This window comes from Ruegeria sp. BHSA118 (assembly GCF_059613405.1).
This window is the reverse complement of record NZ_JBXWSM010000011.1, coordinates 70,180-85,059: the sequence shown is the minus strand read 5'-3', so window position 1 is coordinate 85,059 and position 14,880 is coordinate 70,180. Positions and strand designations below refer to the sequence as shown.

Below are 14,880 nucleotides of genomic sequence, written 5' to 3'. Positions count from 1 at the left end.
AACCTCAACCCGTGGCCGGCAGAAGCGCCCTGGTACGCAGAAACCCGGACCGAGTTCGTCAACAAGTTCAAGAGCGCCTAAGCGTTCCGAATCTTCGCCCTCCGCTTTTTGCGGGGGGCACCCATCTGCGCGCCGTCCCGGCGTGACGGACACTAATACTGTGTGGTGAGAACACGCACCTCAGGGAGAAACCAAAAATGAGTGCAGGGGTCGGAGTCGATCTGGAAAACCTGTGGATCCGTTTCGGTGACTTCGTCGCCGTGCGCGATGCAAACGTCAACATCAACGGGGGCGATTTCTTTTCGTTCCTCGGGCCATCGGGCTGCGGAAAAACAACCATTCTGAGGGCAGTATCCGGCTTTCTTGAACCAAGCGAAGGCAACGTCCTGATTGGTGGCAACAATATGCGCGGTATCGGGCCTAACAAGCGTCCAACCGCGCTGATCTTTCAGAACCTCGCATTGTTCCCGCTGATGAAGGTCTGGGAAAACATCACGTTTTCCATGGAAATCAAGGGGGCCAGTGCTGCCGAACGCCGCAGGCGCGCCGATGAGCTTCTGGACATGATTGCGTTACCGGGGCAGGGGGACAAACTGCCAAGTGAACTGTCAGGTGGTCAACGTCAGCGTGTTGCTATTGCCCGTGCTCTGTGCGCCGAACCGGACGTGCTGTTGCTGGATGAGCCCCTGTCGGCACTTGACCTGAAGCTGCGCCAGCACATGCGGACCGAGTTGCGTGAAATTCAGCAGCGTGTGGGCATTACCTTCATCTACATCACGCACGATCAGGGTGAAGCGCTGACCATGTCGGACAATATCGCCGTCATGCGCGCCGGTGTGATTGATCAAATCGCCGACGGGAAGACGATTTACAACGATCCCAACACGGCTTTTGCGGCTTCATTCGTTGGCGAAAACAATGTGTTCCGCGGTAAAATCAAGCAAGTGATGGGCAATGAAGCTTTGATCTCGACCAACCGTTCGGGGGATCTGGTGGCAAGGATTTCGACGGCCAATCAGGGCAAGATGAAAGAAGGTGATGACGCGATGATGTTCATCCGTCCCGAGGCCTTTGCAATTGCCCCTGATGGCGCAACGGGCGATCACTTCGTCACCGCCCGGGTCAATCATGAAGAGTTCGAAGGCAACGTCTTCAACATCTTCACCGAAGGCGAAGGCGGAAAGGAAATCAAGGTCTCGATCCCCAACCATGGGCAGTCCTTCGAGGACCACACTGGGCAGAACATCACGCTGGAATACGAGACGCATAATGCCGTCGTCGTTCCCGCGGGTGAGCTGGCTGCGGAATAAGGGGAACAGTTCATGCCCCAATTCTTGAAAGACTTCTTCAATCGCAACGGCACCGGTATGGGGTTGGGAATTTTGGGTCTGGTTCTGTTCTGGACCATCGGCCTTATCATCCTGCCGCAGCTGTCGATGCTGGATTTCTCGTTCCGTCCAAACCTGCCCCCACCAGAAATTGGCGGGCCGAAGGACGTCTATACGCTGGAGAACTACAAGTACCTGATATACGGCCCCGAAGGTGGCAGTCAGGATTACAACACGGTTGACTTGCGGGTGTTCTTCCGCACTCTCGTGGCGGCCGTTTGCGTCACGATTTTCAACCTGATCATCTGCTATCCGATCGCCTACTATCTGGGGCAGTCCGAAGGCAGCCATATCCGCATCTTTGCGATCATGCTGATCATCCCTTACTGGATCAACGAAATCCTGCGCGCCTTTGCGTTGCGCATTATCTTCGGTGAAACCGGTGTTCTGAACACGCTGTTCGTGGGATTGGGAGTCTGGGATACGCCGTTCGACTTCATCCGGAACGATATCGCGCTCTATGCCGGGTTGGGCTATGCCTATATTCTGCTGATGATCTTCCCAATGTATAACGTCATAGAAAGCTTGGACAAAAATCAGATCGAAGCAGCGCGCGACCTTGGCGCGCCATGGTGGCGGATACACTGGCGTGTGGTCATTCCTTATGCCAAACCAGGGATCAGTTCGGGCTGTACGATGGTGTTCATGCTGTCTGCGGGCGCGCTGGCGGCACCGCAAATCCTGGGTGGGCCGTCGTCGCTGTGGTTCACACAGCTGATCTATCAGCAGTTCAACGATAACAACGACTGGCCGCAAGGGGCTGCTTATGCGATCGTCCTGCTCGTGACCTGTATCCTGTTCGTGCTGGCCATGATGCGCCTGTTCAAAGTGAACATGGGGGATATCGGGAAATGAACAATTCCTTTCTCCGCATAAGCATCTGGGTCTATCTGGCGATCTTCTTCCTGTATCTGCTGGGCCCGCTGGTGATCATGTCGATCACCGCGTTCAACTCGTCCGGCTTCCCACGGATGAGCCCGTGGGAATGCCTGACCTTCCAGTGGTTTGGTGAGTTGTTTCAGGATCAGCGAATCCTGAACGGTATCAAGAACTCACTGATAATCGGGATCGGCACGGTCATCCTGTCAGTGGCCATGGGTCTGGCGGGTGCACTGATGCTGACCCAGATCTGGCCAAAGCTGCGGGCGACTTACTATACGATCATTATCGCTCCGATCCTGATCCCGGGTGTTGTTCTGGGCATCTCGACGCTGGTGTTCTGGGATCGTATCAACCGGATGCTGGGACTGGGAGCGGACAGCTTCCTGTCGAATGGCATTTTTCTGACGGTGATCGGCCAATCAACCTTTATCGCAAGCTACTGCATGCTGGTGTTGGTGGCGCGGTTGCAGCGTTATGATGTCGCCCTAACCGAGGCAGCACTGGACCTTGGGGCCAGCCACGCCCAGGCCTTCCGCAAGATCCTGTTGCCGTTCATGCGCCCGGCGATTGCATCGGCAGCGGTGTTGGCGTTCCTCGCATCGTTCGAAAACTACAACACCACCACCTTTACCTTCGGTGAATACCCGACGTTGACGATCGAACTGGCCCAAAAGGTCCGGTATGGCATCACACCCGCGATCTCGGCGCTGGCCTTCATCATCGTGGCGCTGACGGTGTTCTTCGCTCTGCTGAACGAAGCCAAACTGAAGCGTCAGGAACTGGTGGCCGCGGCGCGTAAAAACGCAACGGTTGAGGAACTGGCCGGCAAGATCAAACTGCCCAGCTTCTTTTCCGGCAACATGGCAGCGGTTCTGTTGGTTGTATTTGCCGTCGCAACGATCACAGTTGTCGGCACTGCGGCCACCTACAATCCGGCGCAGTGTATAGCCGATATTCGCGAGCAGAAGCAGCTGGAGGCGGAACAGCGAATTCAGGAGTTGCGTAAACAGCGTGAAGAACGCCGCAAGCAACGCGAAGCTGAAGAAGCGGAACAGGGCGGTGCGCAATCCACCCCGAAACCGACGAACAACAGCGGCTTCGGCAATGTTTTCGCTCCGAACTCTTTAGGGGGAGAGGAAAGCGAAGGCGCAGATGGTGGGCCTGAATCCGAAAACGCTCCGTCCAACAACAGTGGTTTCGGTGGGGTGTTTGACCCCAATAGCCTGCAAAACGACGAATAGCGGCGCAGGTTCGTAACCTCGGCATCCGCCCGGACTGACCTCAGGTCTGTTCGGGCGGATTGCGTTTCAAGATTTTGACGTTACAGCCTTCGACGGTGAGCCCGTTCCAATCCACCGGTTCTGCGTTGTAGTTGATCAGGAAGTCATGATTGGCCGTCTCGCGCAGTCGCAGGCCTTGCGGCATCGTGCGCAATGTCAAATCGGCTTCTTCCGCCGCCATGGCTATCACGCGGTCCCAAAGGTCTGCATCCGGGAAGCCAGCCAAGTACCAAATTCCGTCCCCTGCCTTGAGAGCAGATGTTCCATCCTCAAAACTCAGCAGGTCTTTGGCCGTTCCTGACAATCGGTCGATCCAATGCCGCGCCGCGCCGCCACCCTGGACCGTGCGTTCAACCGTGGGCGGTAGAGTTTCGACCAAATCAACATCGCAATCCATCCTGCTCAGACCGGGTCTGCCCTTTTCAGGAATTTGAAAATCACGGGTGATCGCGCCACTGCGCGGCCCGAGAATGGCAAGATCGCATCTCTCTGCCAGACGTTGTTCCAAATCAGGATCCATTGTGGCCAAACCAGGCGCAAGGATCACCGAGTAGCCGGCGGGAATGTCCTCGGCCGAAACAAAATCTACCGACAGACCGGCCCGTCGAAGCGCGCGATATGCCGAAAATACCAATCGGAAATAGTCAAATCCCGCGCCTTGTGGTTGTGTTGACCACGCCCAGTCCGAGGCGTAATCGAACAAAATGGCCACTTTGGCCTGTATCTGTTGCACCGCACCCAACGTGTTCAGGTCATCTGCGGTCTGGCGGGCCTCTGCCAGTGCAGCAGCAGGGTGATTGTTCGATGTCAGCATGCCGGCATGCATTTGCTCTTGCGCAAACGGGGCTTGCCGCCATCGGAAATAACTCACCACCTCGGCACCATGAGCCACGGCTTCCAATGACCAAAGCCGCACCATTCCGGGCAGCGGCGCCGGATTATACGGTGCCCAATTCACCGGGCCGGGTTGTTGTTCCATCACCCACCAACGGCCGCGCCCGACTGCCCGGTAGAGATCATGGTGAAACGCCTGCATGTCCGGATCGCCCTGTTGCAGATAGGCGGTCTTGTGCGCGTCGTCGGCTTCCAGCCGGTCCGATAGAAAACCGATCGGATAACTGTCCCAGGTGGCGATATCCAGATCCGCGCCAACCTTGAAATGGTCGAAGTCCAGAATACGGCCCATGTAATTGTGCAAAAGCGGCGCATCGGTCAACGGGCGCAGCGTATCCACCTGTGCTTTGTTGAAGGCCGCGACCTGATCCGAACTGAAGCGCCGGAATGCCAGTACATGAGCCGGGTTCGGCTCGGTCACGGTTTGATTGGGCAGGTCGATTTCGCTGAAGTTGCGATATTCCATCGACCAGAACACATTGCCCCACGCCTGGTTCAGCGTTTCAATTGTTCCGTACCGTTCGGCCAGCCATTGGCGAAAAGCCTGTTGGGCAGCTGCGCTGTAGCTGAGAGTAGTGTCGTGACACCCATATTCATTGTCAATCTGCCACACGACCACATGCGGGTTCCTACCGTACCGTTCACCCAATATGCGTGCGATGCGGGTAGATTCGTCGATATAGCCTTGATGGCTAAAGCAGTAATGCCGCCGGGATCCGAACTTGCGCGGGTTGCCGTTTTCATCAGCGGCCAGCATGTCCGGGTGTTTGTCCAGCATCCAGCGCGGCGGCGTTGCTGATGGCGTGCCCAGCACGACCTTCAACCCGGCTGCACCGAGTGTCTCAAGGGCGCGATCCAGCCATTCGAATTGAAAAACGCCGGATTGCGGCTCGATGCGGCTCCACGCGAACTCGCCAATGCGCACCCATGTCAGGCCTGTTTCGACCATTTGCGCGGCATCGTCTGCCCACATCGCCTCTGGCCAATGTTCAGGATAATAACAAACGCCCAGTTCCGGCTTCATAAGATGACCTTGTGTTCTGCCTGACCCTGACCTGCATTTCGCGCGGCAAAGGTCATGCCGTTGGTCGGTTGGCTTTCTATTGCTTCTGCGCTCAATCCCTGACGGGCCGTTGTGCAGAAAAGCGTATTCAGTTCATCGCCCCCGAAAGCGGGGCATGACGTATGAGATGCGTCAAATGCAACGGCCTTCAGAAATGTGCCGTCGGCCGCGTATGTCGCAACCCGGCCGGCACCCCATTGAGCAATCCAGATATTCCCTTGGGCATCAATGACCGCACCGTCCGGGTTCAGACCTTCTTTGCGCAAATCCAGAAAAACTGTGCTGTCGCCTTCTGGCCACCCGGTTTCGGTGTTCAGACGCCAGCGTCTGACTTGTTTCGTTGCGGTGTCGCAGAAATAGGCCACCGAACGATCGGGGGCAAAACAGATCGCGTTGGAAATTGTTACTTCCGGAACCATTCGTCTCAACTCACCTTTCCAGAAGCGATAGATCGATCCTGCCCCGGGTTCCGCCTGCTTGCCCATTGTTCCGATCCAAAACCCGCCCCAGGGATCGGCGCGGCCATCGTTTGAACGGGTGACGGGGTTGTCCGCTTCCAGAGGCGTGATCAATTTCCGCTTTCCGGATTGCAAATCGAAACGCCACAGCCCCGTTTCCGACGCTACAAGAAGCATATCGCGGTCCACCCAGCCCGCGGCCGAGACATGTTCATCGAAGCACCAGCTTTTTGGCGCGCCCCGCTCGCGGGTCATCAGACGTTTGCCGATGATATCGAACCAGAAAAGCTGACGCCTTTCAGGATGCCACAACGGGCCTTCGCCCAATTCGCAGGGGCGGTCGTCAAAGATGGTGCTCATCCGGCGACCTCGTCATAGGCCGTTACGATATGCCGGGCGCGCTCGGTGATTTCGGCGACATCCATTCCGGGTTTGTAAAGTGCAGATCCTATCCCAAAGCCATCTGCGCCCGCTTTGATCCATTGCCCGAAATTATCGGGTCCGGCTCCGCCAACGGCAAAAACAAGCGAGCCTTTGGGCAAAACCGGGCGTAGCGCGGCCAAACCCGCCGGACCAGCCATCACCCCCGGGAACAGCTTCAACCCGGTGGCACCGGCCTTGAGGGCCGCAAAAGCTTCGGTTGGGGTGTAAACCCCCGGCCAGCTTTGCAGACCCAACGCGACTGAACGCTTGATGACCTCGGGCTCATAGTTGGGCGATACGACCAACTTGCCTCCGGCGGCCGACACAGCGTCCACCTGATCGACTGTCAAAACAGTGCCCGCGCCGATCAGGGCCTGATTTCCAAACGCATCAACCAAAGTGCCGATACTGTCCAGCGGATCCGGAGAATTGAGCGGCACTTCGATCCGGTCGATGCCGGCATCGATAATGGCGCGGCCAACGGCTTTGGCTTCGTGTGGTTGCAAGCCACGCAATATGGCGATGATGGGACGGCTCATGCGGTTTGCCTTGTCATGTTTCGAGCCAGCGCAAGCCCGGCCAGAGTTGCCTTGGTGGCGTTCGCGGTTTCCACGAATGCGCCTTGCCGTTGCAGGGCTGTTGCATATGTCTGCGACACGCCTTCTGCTCCGATAACGGCCAGTTGCTGCCCCAGCCAATAGGGCCGTGTTGCGGCCAGTTCGGCCCCGATCAACAATCCTGAAAGGCGCGCGCGTGCGGTGGCTTTGGCCAGACCTTGCAGCAAGTCCGCCGCTCGCAGGTTAAAAAGACGCGCAGCCAATTGTTCGGGCTTTGACAACGTATCCGCAACCGCCTCGGCGAAGGCGTCTTCGTCCCAGCCCGGCCCTACAGAGTGCCGCAGCACGGACTGACCACATAGCAGGTCGAACAACTCACCCGTCATGAAGGTACGAAAGCTTACAACCTCGCCAGCGCTTACCTGAACCCATTTCGTGTGGGTTCCGGGCAGGCAGATGACGCCGTCCCAATTCTGGCGCGCGCCCAGAAATCCGGCAATCTGAGTTTCCTCACCCCGCATCACATCCGGCGGGGTTGTCTGCTTCAGGCCGGGTATGACAAAGGCCCGGATGCGCGGGTCTGATCCGGGAACGCGGATCGGGACACCCGGCAAGGGGTCCGACGGCACGGTCGAATAAGGGGCTTCCACCCAGCCCTGTCGTGCGCCGACCATTCCGCAAGCGACCACATCCACCGGCGTGCCGGGCAACCAGTTTTCGATCAAGTCCAGCAGGGCGGCTTGGAACCCGTCAGGTCCGACATGCGCCATGCCCTTATCGGATTGCGCATGGTCCAGCGCAGTCGAACCCTGCATGGCCCAGGCCCGTAAATGAGATGTTCCCCAGTCGACGGCGATCCATTCAGTATTCATAACATCATCCCGAAACCACGACGCCGCCATCAACAGCCATACATTGCCCGGTCATCGCATGGCTGGCCCTGGACGCCAGAAAAAGTGTTGGTGCTACCATATCCTCGGGCTTCAGGTGCTCTTTCAGACATTGCCGGTCCAAATGCGCCGCCAGATCCTCGGGCGTGGCCCATTTATCCAACTGTTTTTGCGTCAGAACCCAGCCGGGGGCCAGAGCGTTTACCCGGATTTTCCTGGGCCCCAGTTCTCGTGCCAATGACCGTGTCATCCCCGTAATCCCGGCATTCGAGGTCGTATAGATCGGATAGCCAGCATTGCCCATCATGTAACTGATCGAGCTGAAATTGATGATTGCCCCGCCATCTTTCATTTGCCGGGCGGCTTCCTGACACGCGAAATAATAGGCTTTCAGGTTCACCTCGATCATCCAGTCCCAGAATTCCGTCGTGGTTTCCTCAAGCGTATGACGTTGGTCGTTGGCTGCATTGTTTACCAAGACGTTCAAAGGGCCATGAGCCCCGGCAGCTTTGGCCATCGTCGCGTGCAGCAGTTCGGTATCCGTCATGTCGCCTTGCAGGAACAGCGGCGCGCGGCCGTGCTTGTCGCGCATCTCATCGACAAACCCGCTGGCATCCGACCGACCAATGAAGGCCACATTGGCCCCCTGTGCCATGAATCCATCTGTCAGCGCCGCACCAACGCCCGAACCGCCACCGGTGATATAGACGGAGGCCCCGTTCAGATCGTGGAATGTAGCTGGTTGGGTCATCAGTGGCTCTCTCTGGTCACGAGGCGGGCGTCTTTGCCAACAAGGAAATCCAGATCCGCCCCCTGATCTGCTTGCAATACGTGGTCAATGTAAAGTTTTGCATAGCCGCGAGTGTAGTGCGGATCATCCGGTTGCCACGCGGCGCGACGGGCGTCCAGTTCGTTTTCGTCCACAAGCAGTTCCAGTTCGCCGCTGCTGGCTGAAACACGGATGCGGTCTCCGGTTCTGACCAGAGCCAGCGTGCCACCTGCCTGTGCCTCGGGGCTGACATGCAAAATGACGGTGCCATATGCCGTTCCCGACATGCGGGCATCCGAGATCCGGATCATGTCCCGCACACCCTCTTTCACCAATTTCGCCGGAATCGGCATGTTGCCGACCTCGGGCATGCCCGGATACCCCTTGGGGCCACACCCTTTGAGCACCAGAATGCTCTTGGCCGTGACTGGCAGGTCTTCACGGTCGATATTGGCCTTCAGGTCTTCGATGTTGTCGAACACGAAAGCCTCGCCCTCGGTTTCAAGAAGCGCGTCAGTGGCCGCCGAAGGCTTGACGATTGCCCCATTCGGCGCAAGGTTGCCGCGCAGGACTCGCAGGCCCGCAGCGGGCTTTACAGGATCATCGAAGGGACGGATGACGTCCGAGTTGAAACACTCGGCCCCTTCGTAATGTGCTGAGATATCCTTGTTCAGAACCGTCTTTGCCGGGCGCAGGAACGGTTTGAGTTCGTGCAACACGACCGGCACACCGCCTGCGTAGCAGAAGTCTTCCATCAGGTATTTGCCCGACGGCATGCAGTTGACCAGCAGCGGGATTTCGGATCCGATTTCAAAGTCCTTCAGTGTCAAGTCAACCCCGACACGTCCCGCCAGCGCCAGCAGGTGAACCACCGCATTGGTCGAGCCTCCTACGGCCGCATTGGCGAGGATGGCGTTCTCAAACGCCTCTTTGGTCAGGATGTCCGAGGGTTTGAGGTCTTCGTCCACCATCTCGACGATGCGCCGGCCGGTCATGTGCGCCAGCGCCATGCGGCGGGCGTCGACCGCCGGAAGCGCGGCGTTGGTGGGCAGGCTCATGCCCATCGCTTCGACCAGCGACGCCATGGTGGACGCGGTGCCCATGGTCATGCAAACACCAGCGCTGCGCGACATGCCGGATTCAGCGTTCATGAAATCCTGCAAGGTCATTTCGCCGGCCCGAACGGCCTCGGAAAACTTCCAGACATCGGTGCCGGATCCGATATCCTGCCCGCGGTATTTACCGTTCAGCATCGGGCCTGAACTGACGACGATCGAAGGCAGATCGACTGAAGCGGCCCCCATCAGTTGCCCCGGCGTGGTCTTATCGCAGCCGCCCAGCAAAACGACTCCGTCAATACCATAGGCGCGGATCGATTCTTCGACATCCATGGCCAGCAGGTTGCGGAACAGCATCGCGGTGGGTTTCATCTGGGTTTCGCCCAGCGACATGACGGGGAATTCGACCGGAAAGCCGCCCGCCTCCCACACGCCGCGTTTTACGCCCTCGGCCAGGTCGCGCAGGCCCGAGTTGCAGGGGGTCAGTTCCGACCAGGTGTTACAGATGCCAATTATGGGTCGTCCGTCAAAAGCGTGGTCGGGAAAGCCCTGGTTTTTCATCCACGACCGGTGGATGAAGCCATCCTTGTCGAGTTTTCCATACCAATGCTGTGAGCGGCGTTTTGTCATGTCTGGCTTTGTTTTTCTTGGCTGAAGTTGGATCTGAGTATTTGTGAAAAGATGAAGATCAGGCGGCGCGGGCCGGGCGGCACCAGTCGGGCAGCCAATCGTTATGGGCTGTCAGCAGATCAGTGACAAGGTTGCGGATCTGGCGCAGGTCCAGTTCGGCGGCGGTGTGCGGATCCATCATCGCGGCGTGATAGATATTTTCGGGGTTCTTTTCTGTCAGGGCCCGAACAGTCAGTTCCTGCACGTTAATCTGCGTGCGCATCAGGGCAATCAACTGCGGCGGAATGTCGGTCACGACAGAAGGCTGCACGCCGTTGCTGTCGACCAGGCAGGGGGTTTCGACCGCTGCGCCTAGGGGAAGTTGCGGGATCTGGCCGGTATTGGGCAGGCTGCCATAGACCATGTAGGGCGTGTTCGTTGCGATCGCGTTCATCAGGTCGGCGGCGAATTCGTGGCTGCGCGTGACATCGATATTGCGCCCGTCGGTCAGGGTCTTGGCCTGTTTCTTCCACATCTCGACCTGCTCGACGCAGCGGGCGGGGTATTCGTCCAGCGGGATCGAGAATTCCTCGATCAGGTCCTGCCGCCCGTCCTTGATGAACCACGGCACGTATTCGGCCAGGTGTTCCGAGCTTTCTGTGCAGAAATAGCCCAGGTGATCCATCACCTCGTACCGCACCTTGTTGGGGCAGCGCGGCATCAGCAGCGGCGCCTTGGGGAATTTCCCCGCATGATAGCCCTGGCGCAGTGTCGGATACAGGTCGCGGCCCTGATGTTCCAGTTTCAGAAAGAATGCGACATGATTGACGCCCGCGACTTTGTAGCGGAACTCATCCTTTGGCAGATCCAGATCGTGGGCCAGTTCCTCGACCGTATTTTGAACTGAGTGGCAAAGGCCCACATGTTTCAGGGAAGGGAAGCGTTCGGCCAATGCCCAGGTGTTGATGGCCATCGGATTTACGTATTGCAGCAATGTCGCGTTCGGACAAAGTTGCATCATGTCCCCAGCGACATCCCAAAGCACCGGAACCGTGCGCAGGCCTCGCATGATTCCTCCGACGCCCAGCGTGTCAGCGATGGTTTGACGCAAGCCATACTGCTTGGGGATCTCGAAATCGGTGATTGTGCAGGGCTTGTATCCCCCCACCTGAAAGGCGGTGATGACGAAATCGGCCCCGTCCAGCGCCGCGCGGCGGTCGGTATGGGTCGAGACGGTCGCCCCGGCCCCGACCGAGCGGATCATGGAGCGCGCAACAGCTTCGCTTTCCGCAAGGCGCTCGGGATCGATATCCATAAGCGCAAAGTGACTGTCGGCCAGCGCAGGGGTCAACAGAGAATCCCCAACGATGTTCTGCATGAAAATTGTGGACCCGGCACCGACAAAGGTAATTTTGGTCATTTCACAGCTCCGAGGGTTAAACCCGCAATGAAGTGTTTCTGCATCAGGAAGAACATGGCCACCGGTGGCAGAGCCGCCACGATGGAGCCCGCGCTCATCAATTGATAAGCGGCGCGGAATTGGGCATTGAAACTGGTGATGCCGGCAGTTACAGGCTGGCTTTCCGCGCCTTGTGTCAGGACAACGGCCCAGAAATAGTCGTTCCAGATGAAGGTGAAGATCAGAACGCTGAGCGCAGCGATCGCGGGCTTCATCAGGGGCAGGACCACGTACCAGAAGATGCGCCATTCGCTTATGCCCTCGACCCGGGCGGCCTCGATCAGTTCAAAGGGCAGGGCGCGGATGAAGTTGCGCATGAACAGGGTGCAGAACCCGGTCTGAAATGCGATGTGGAACAGGACCAGCCCGGTCTTGGTGTTGTAGAGCCCAAGTTGCAGGGTCAGGTCGCGCACCGGCACCATCAGGATCTGGAAGGGCACGAAGTTCCCGGCCACGAACATGAAAAAGATCCAGAGGTTCGACTTGAACTTGTAGATGCCAAGCGCGAAGCCGGTCATGCAGCTGAGGGCCACCGCTCCGATCACGGTAGGGACGGTGATCATGAATGAATTCAGCAGGTATCGCGGCATGTCCGAATTAAAGAACACCTGCCCATAGTTGAAGGCGCCCTCAAAGCTGGTCGGCATCCCCCAGTAATTCGCGTTGGTGAAGTCAGCAGCGGGTTTTACCGAGAAAAGAGCAACCGCCAGTAGAGGACCCAGCCACAACAGAAGGGCCACTGGAAGCATGGCTTGATACGTGATCTGTGCCGCGCGGGGTTGTTTTTCGATGGGTTTGGGAAACATCTCAGCGCCCCTTCTCTTCACGGTACATCGACCACAGGAAGTAGGCGATGAAGCACAACATGATTAGGAAAAGGATCACGGCGATGGCCGCGCCATAACCCATGCGGAAGCCATATTCGGACAGGGCGACCTCGAACATGTAATAGGCCAGCACGCGGGAGGATCCGAAGGGCCCGCCTTGTGTCATGATCGAGATCAGGTCGAAAGACCGCAATGCGCCGATGATGGTCACGACAAACGCGATAAAGGTTGCGGGCCGCAACTGTGGAATGATGATGTGCCAAAGCATCTTCCAACCCTTGGCCCCGTCCAAGCGTCCAGCCTCGATCTGTTCCGGGTCCACAGCGTTCAGGCCGGTGAGGTACAGGATCATACAATAGGCGGTCTGTGGCCAGAGGCCGGCGAAGATGATGCCGTAGGTCACAAAACGCTCATCGCCAAGCACGTTCAGCGGGCCAAGGCCGAAAAGGCCGAGAAATTCATTCAGCAACCCGAAGGTCGGATCGTAGAACCAGGTGAACACCAGCCCCACCACGACCTGAGAGATCACGAAAGGAAAGAAAAACAGGGACTTATAAAGGCGAATGCCCCAAACCGTCTGATTCAGGAAAAGGGCGATGAACAAACCCGCAGGAATCGCTGCCAGGTACAGGATCAGCCAGATCAGATTGTTCTTCATCGAGATGTAGAAAGCATCCCGGTCTACCCATTCCCAATAGAGGTCTTCGTAGTTGCGAAAGCCGACGTATTCCGCAGCGCCCAGGCCGTCCCACTCGTAAAGTGACAGATTGAAGGACTGGAATACTGGGATAATCACATAGACCAAAAAGAACAGCATCCCGGGGGCCAGAAACAGCCAGGGTGCGATGCGTTGTTGGTTGCGATGGAACCAGCTTTCCTGTTCCGAGGCGTCGGCTGCAACTGTCATGGGAAACTCGGGTCTGTTGGAGCAAGGCGGGTCGGAACCCGCCCTGCGATTCAAGGGAGCGTGGGTCGGGCTTTAGCCCGACCCTTGCCTGGTCAGTTATCGTAAATGCGCGCGCGCGCGCGTTCGAGTTTGGCCAGTATCCGGTCCATGTTGTCGGGTTTGACCATGAATTCCTGGAAACCTTCCATGGACACTTTGGCCATTTCCGCAGGTGCGTCGCGGTCCCAGAATTGGGCCACCCCACCGGGGCTGTTGGACGAAAGCATTTCAAAACCCTGTTGCAGGAACTTGTCGTCACCCACGGCGGATTGCGCGTTGACCGGCAATTGACCAAGATTCGCGCCGTTGTTGATTTCGGTCTGTTCGTCAGCAGAGACCACAAAACGCAGGAATTCGCGCGCAGCTTCCTTGTTCGAAGCATTTGCCGGGATGTGGAACGTGTCGGTCGGGGCGTCTTCGGCCAGCTCAACATCGGGATTGATCGCGACGAACTGGTAGAAATCCAGCTGGTCATCTGTCAGGCCGGCATCGCGCAACGGTGCCACTGCGAAGTTGCCCATCAGATAGGCCGCCGCCTCACCATTGACCATGAAGGGCAGGGCTTCCTGCCAACTGTATGTCTGGTGATTGTCGATGAAGGCGCCCATGTCGATCAACTGTTTCCAGTTGGCGAAGGTCTGCTTGACCCGGTCGTCTTCCCAGCTGACTTCGCCATTGGCCAATTGCTGATGAAAATCAAAGCCGTTTGTGCGCATGTTCAAGTAGTCAAACCAGCCACCAGCGGTCCAAAGGAACTTGGTGCCGATCGTGTAGCAAGCCCGACCCGAGTCGACGATCTTCTGGCAGTTTGCCAGTTCCTCTTCCCATGTGGTCGGCTCGCTCAGGCCAAGCTCGTCAAAGATGTCTTTGCGATAGTAGACACCCCACTGATAGTAGGTATAGGGCACGCCCCATTGCTTGCCGTCGATTGTCAACGCGCCCTTGGTCGAAGAGAGGTTGTCGGCGATCTCGGGCTCGGCCCACAAATCTGAAACATCCTCGAACAGACCCGCCTCGACATATGGTTTCATACGATTGGCCGCGTACCACGTGGCCACGTCCGGGGTGTCGGCCGTCAGGAAATTCCGGATCTGCGTTTTATAGGCTTCGCGGTCGATGACGGTTGTTTCGATTTCCAACCCCGGATGCTGTGCCCCGAACCGCTCGATCATCGCTTCCATCGTCGCGCGTGGCGCCGGGTTCGATGTGTCCAGAAAGATTCGCAGCTCTCCGGTGAGTTCCGCTGCGGCCGGTGCCGCCAACGCGACACCAAGCGCCAGCGCAGCCGTCGTGCGCTTGAAAGTTGAATACATGGTTTCCTCCCTGTTACTCTCACACAAAGTTCCAAATAGTGAAACCTTGTTTTATATATTGAAA

At 57.7% G+C, this 14,880-nt stretch carries 13 protein-coding genes; 3 read left to right on the top strand and 10 right to left on the bottom strand.

From position 1 onward, the window contains the following. The first annotated feature begins 197 nt into the window (after positions 1-197). Genes AC2FNN_RS05440 through AC2FNN_RS05430 form a run of 3 tightly spaced genes read left to right on the top strand, consistent with a single transcriptional unit; the run spans position 198 to position 3,511 of the window. On the top strand, positions 198-1,310 hold the full coding sequence (locus AC2FNN_RS05440) for an ABC transporter ATP-binding protein (protein WP_496757127.1): 1,113 nt from the start codon (positions 198-200) through the stop codon (positions 1,308-1,310). Positions 1,311-1,322: 12 nt separating this feature from the next. Next, the gene (locus AC2FNN_RS05435) at positions 1,323-2,243 is read left to right on the top strand and encodes an ABC transporter permease (RefSeq protein ID WP_496757126.1); all 921 of its coding nucleotides are present in this window, start codon (positions 1,323-1,325) and stop codon (positions 2,241-2,243) included. Beyond that, positions 2,240-3,511 carry an ABC transporter permease gene (locus AC2FNN_RS05430; protein WP_496757125.1) on the top strand — a complete coding sequence of 424 codons (1,272 nt, stop codon included), beginning with the start codon at positions 2,240-2,242 and terminating at the stop codon, positions 3,509-3,511. The genes AC2FNN_RS05435 and AC2FNN_RS05430 overlap by 4 nt, the downstream gene beginning before the upstream one ends. 40 nt (positions 3,512-3,551) lie before the next feature. Here the strand turns inward: AC2FNN_RS05430 and AC2FNN_RS05425 are convergent, their stop codons facing one another. The 10 genes from AC2FNN_RS05425 to AC2FNN_RS05380 all read right to left on the bottom strand — a co-directional run bounded on the left by AC2FNN_RS05425 (position 3,552) and on the right by AC2FNN_RS05380 (position 14,816). Next, positions 3,552-5,468, bottom strand: a complete 1,917-nt coding sequence (locus AC2FNN_RS05425; protein WP_496757123.1) for a beta-galactosidase — start codon at positions 5,466-5,468, stop codon at positions 3,552-3,554. Beyond that, positions 5,465-6,325 carry an SMP-30/gluconolactonase/LRE family protein gene (locus AC2FNN_RS05420; RefSeq protein ID WP_496757122.1) on the bottom strand — a complete coding sequence of 287 codons (861 nt, stop codon included), beginning with the start codon at positions 6,323-6,325 and terminating at the stop codon, positions 5,465-5,467. Before AC2FNN_RS05420 ends, AC2FNN_RS05425 begins: the two co-directional genes overlap by 4 nt. Then, the gene (locus tag AC2FNN_RS05415; protein WP_496757121.1) at positions 6,322-6,927 is read right to left on the bottom strand and encodes a 2-dehydro-3-deoxy-6-phosphogalactonate aldolase; all 606 of its coding nucleotides are present in this window, start codon (positions 6,925-6,927) and stop codon (positions 6,322-6,324) included. Before AC2FNN_RS05415 ends, AC2FNN_RS05420 begins: the two co-directional genes overlap by 4 nt. Next, positions 6,924-7,817, bottom strand: a complete 894-nt coding sequence (locus AC2FNN_RS05410) for a 2-dehydro-3-deoxygalactonokinase (RefSeq protein ID WP_496757119.1) — start codon at positions 7,815-7,817, stop codon at positions 6,924-6,926. Before AC2FNN_RS05410 ends, AC2FNN_RS05415 begins: the two co-directional genes overlap by 4 nt. 4 nt (positions 7,818-7,821) lie before the next feature. Beyond that, positions 7,822-8,586 (bottom strand): SDR family NAD(P)-dependent oxidoreductase, encoded by a 765-nt coding sequence (locus tag AC2FNN_RS05405; protein WP_496757118.1) that lies wholly within the window; start codon positions 8,584-8,586, stop codon positions 7,822-7,824. Next, a complete protein-coding gene (locus AC2FNN_RS05400) occupies positions 8,586-10,292 on the bottom strand; it encodes an IlvD/Edd family dehydratase (protein WP_496757116.1) in 1,707 nt (568 codons plus the stop codon). Before AC2FNN_RS05400 ends, AC2FNN_RS05405 begins: the two co-directional genes overlap by 1 nt. A gap of 58 nt (positions 10,293-10,350) precedes the next feature. After that, a complete protein-coding gene (locus tag AC2FNN_RS05395) occupies positions 10,351-11,691 on the bottom strand; it encodes an alpha-glucosidase/alpha-galactosidase (protein WP_496757115.1) in 1,341 nt (446 codons plus the stop codon). Beyond that, the gene (locus tag AC2FNN_RS05390) at positions 11,688-12,536 is read right to left on the bottom strand and encodes a carbohydrate ABC transporter permease (RefSeq protein WP_496757113.1); all 849 of its coding nucleotides are present in this window, start codon (positions 12,534-12,536) and stop codon (positions 11,688-11,690) included. Before AC2FNN_RS05390 ends, AC2FNN_RS05395 begins: the two co-directional genes overlap by 4 nt. 1 nt (position 12,537) lies before the next feature. Then, entirely contained in the window at positions 12,538-13,464 is a 927-nt protein-coding gene (locus AC2FNN_RS05385; protein WP_480835347.1) for a carbohydrate ABC transporter permease, read from the bottom strand. Between the two features lie 92 nt (positions 13,465-13,556). Next, positions 13,557-14,816 carry an ABC transporter substrate-binding protein gene (locus AC2FNN_RS05380; protein WP_496757111.1) on the bottom strand — a complete coding sequence of 420 codons (1,260 nt, stop codon included), beginning with the start codon at positions 14,814-14,816 and terminating at the stop codon, positions 13,557-13,559. Positions 14,817-14,880 lie beyond the last annotated feature (64 nt).

Bases quoted from the DNA above. Each gene is read 5' to 3' on its own strand.
- AC2FNN_RS05440 (WP_496757127.1), top strand. From the start codon at position 198: ATGAGTGCAGGGGTCGGAGTCGATCTGGAAAACCTGTGGATCCGTTTC.
- AC2FNN_RS05435 (WP_496757126.1), top strand. From the start codon at position 1,323: ATGCCCCAATTCTTGAAAGACTTCTTCAATCGCAACGGCACCGGTATG.
- AC2FNN_RS05430 (WP_496757125.1), top strand. From the start codon at position 2,240: ATGAACAATTCCTTTCTCCGCATAAGCATCTGGGTCTATCTGGCGATC.
- AC2FNN_RS05425 (WP_496757123.1), bottom strand. From the start codon at position 5,468: ATGAAGCCGGAACTGGGCGTTTGTTATTATCCTGAACATTGGCCAGAG.
- AC2FNN_RS05420 (WP_496757122.1), bottom strand. From the start codon at position 6,325: ATGAGCACCATCTTTGACGACCGCCCCTGCGAATTGGGCGAAGGCCCG.
- AC2FNN_RS05415 (WP_496757121.1), bottom strand. From the start codon at position 6,927: ATGAGCCGTCCCATCATCGCCATATTGCGTGGCTTGCAACCACACGAA.
- AC2FNN_RS05410 (WP_496757119.1), bottom strand. From the start codon at position 7,817: ATGAATACTGAATGGATCGCCGTCGACTGGGGAACATCTCATTTACGG.
- AC2FNN_RS05405 (WP_496757118.1), bottom strand. From the start codon at position 8,586: ATGACCCAACCAGCTACATTCCACGATCTGAACGGGGCCTCCGTCTAT.
- AC2FNN_RS05400 (WP_496757116.1), bottom strand. From the start codon at position 10,292: ATGACAAAACGCCGCTCACAGCATTGGTATGGAAAACTCGACAAGGAT.
- AC2FNN_RS05395 (WP_496757115.1), bottom strand. From the start codon at position 11,691: ATGACCAAAATTACCTTTGTCGGTGCCGGGTCCACAATTTTCATGCAG.
- AC2FNN_RS05390 (WP_496757113.1), bottom strand. From the start codon at position 12,536: ATGTTTCCCAAACCCATCGAAAAACAACCCCGCGCGGCACAGATCACG.
- AC2FNN_RS05385 (WP_480835347.1), bottom strand. From the start codon at position 13,464: ATGACAGTTGCAGCCGACGCCTCGGAACAGGAAAGCTGGTTCCATCGC.
- AC2FNN_RS05380 (WP_496757111.1), bottom strand. From the start codon at position 14,816: ATGTATTCAACTTTCAAGCGCACGACGGCTGCGCTGGCGCTTGGTGTC.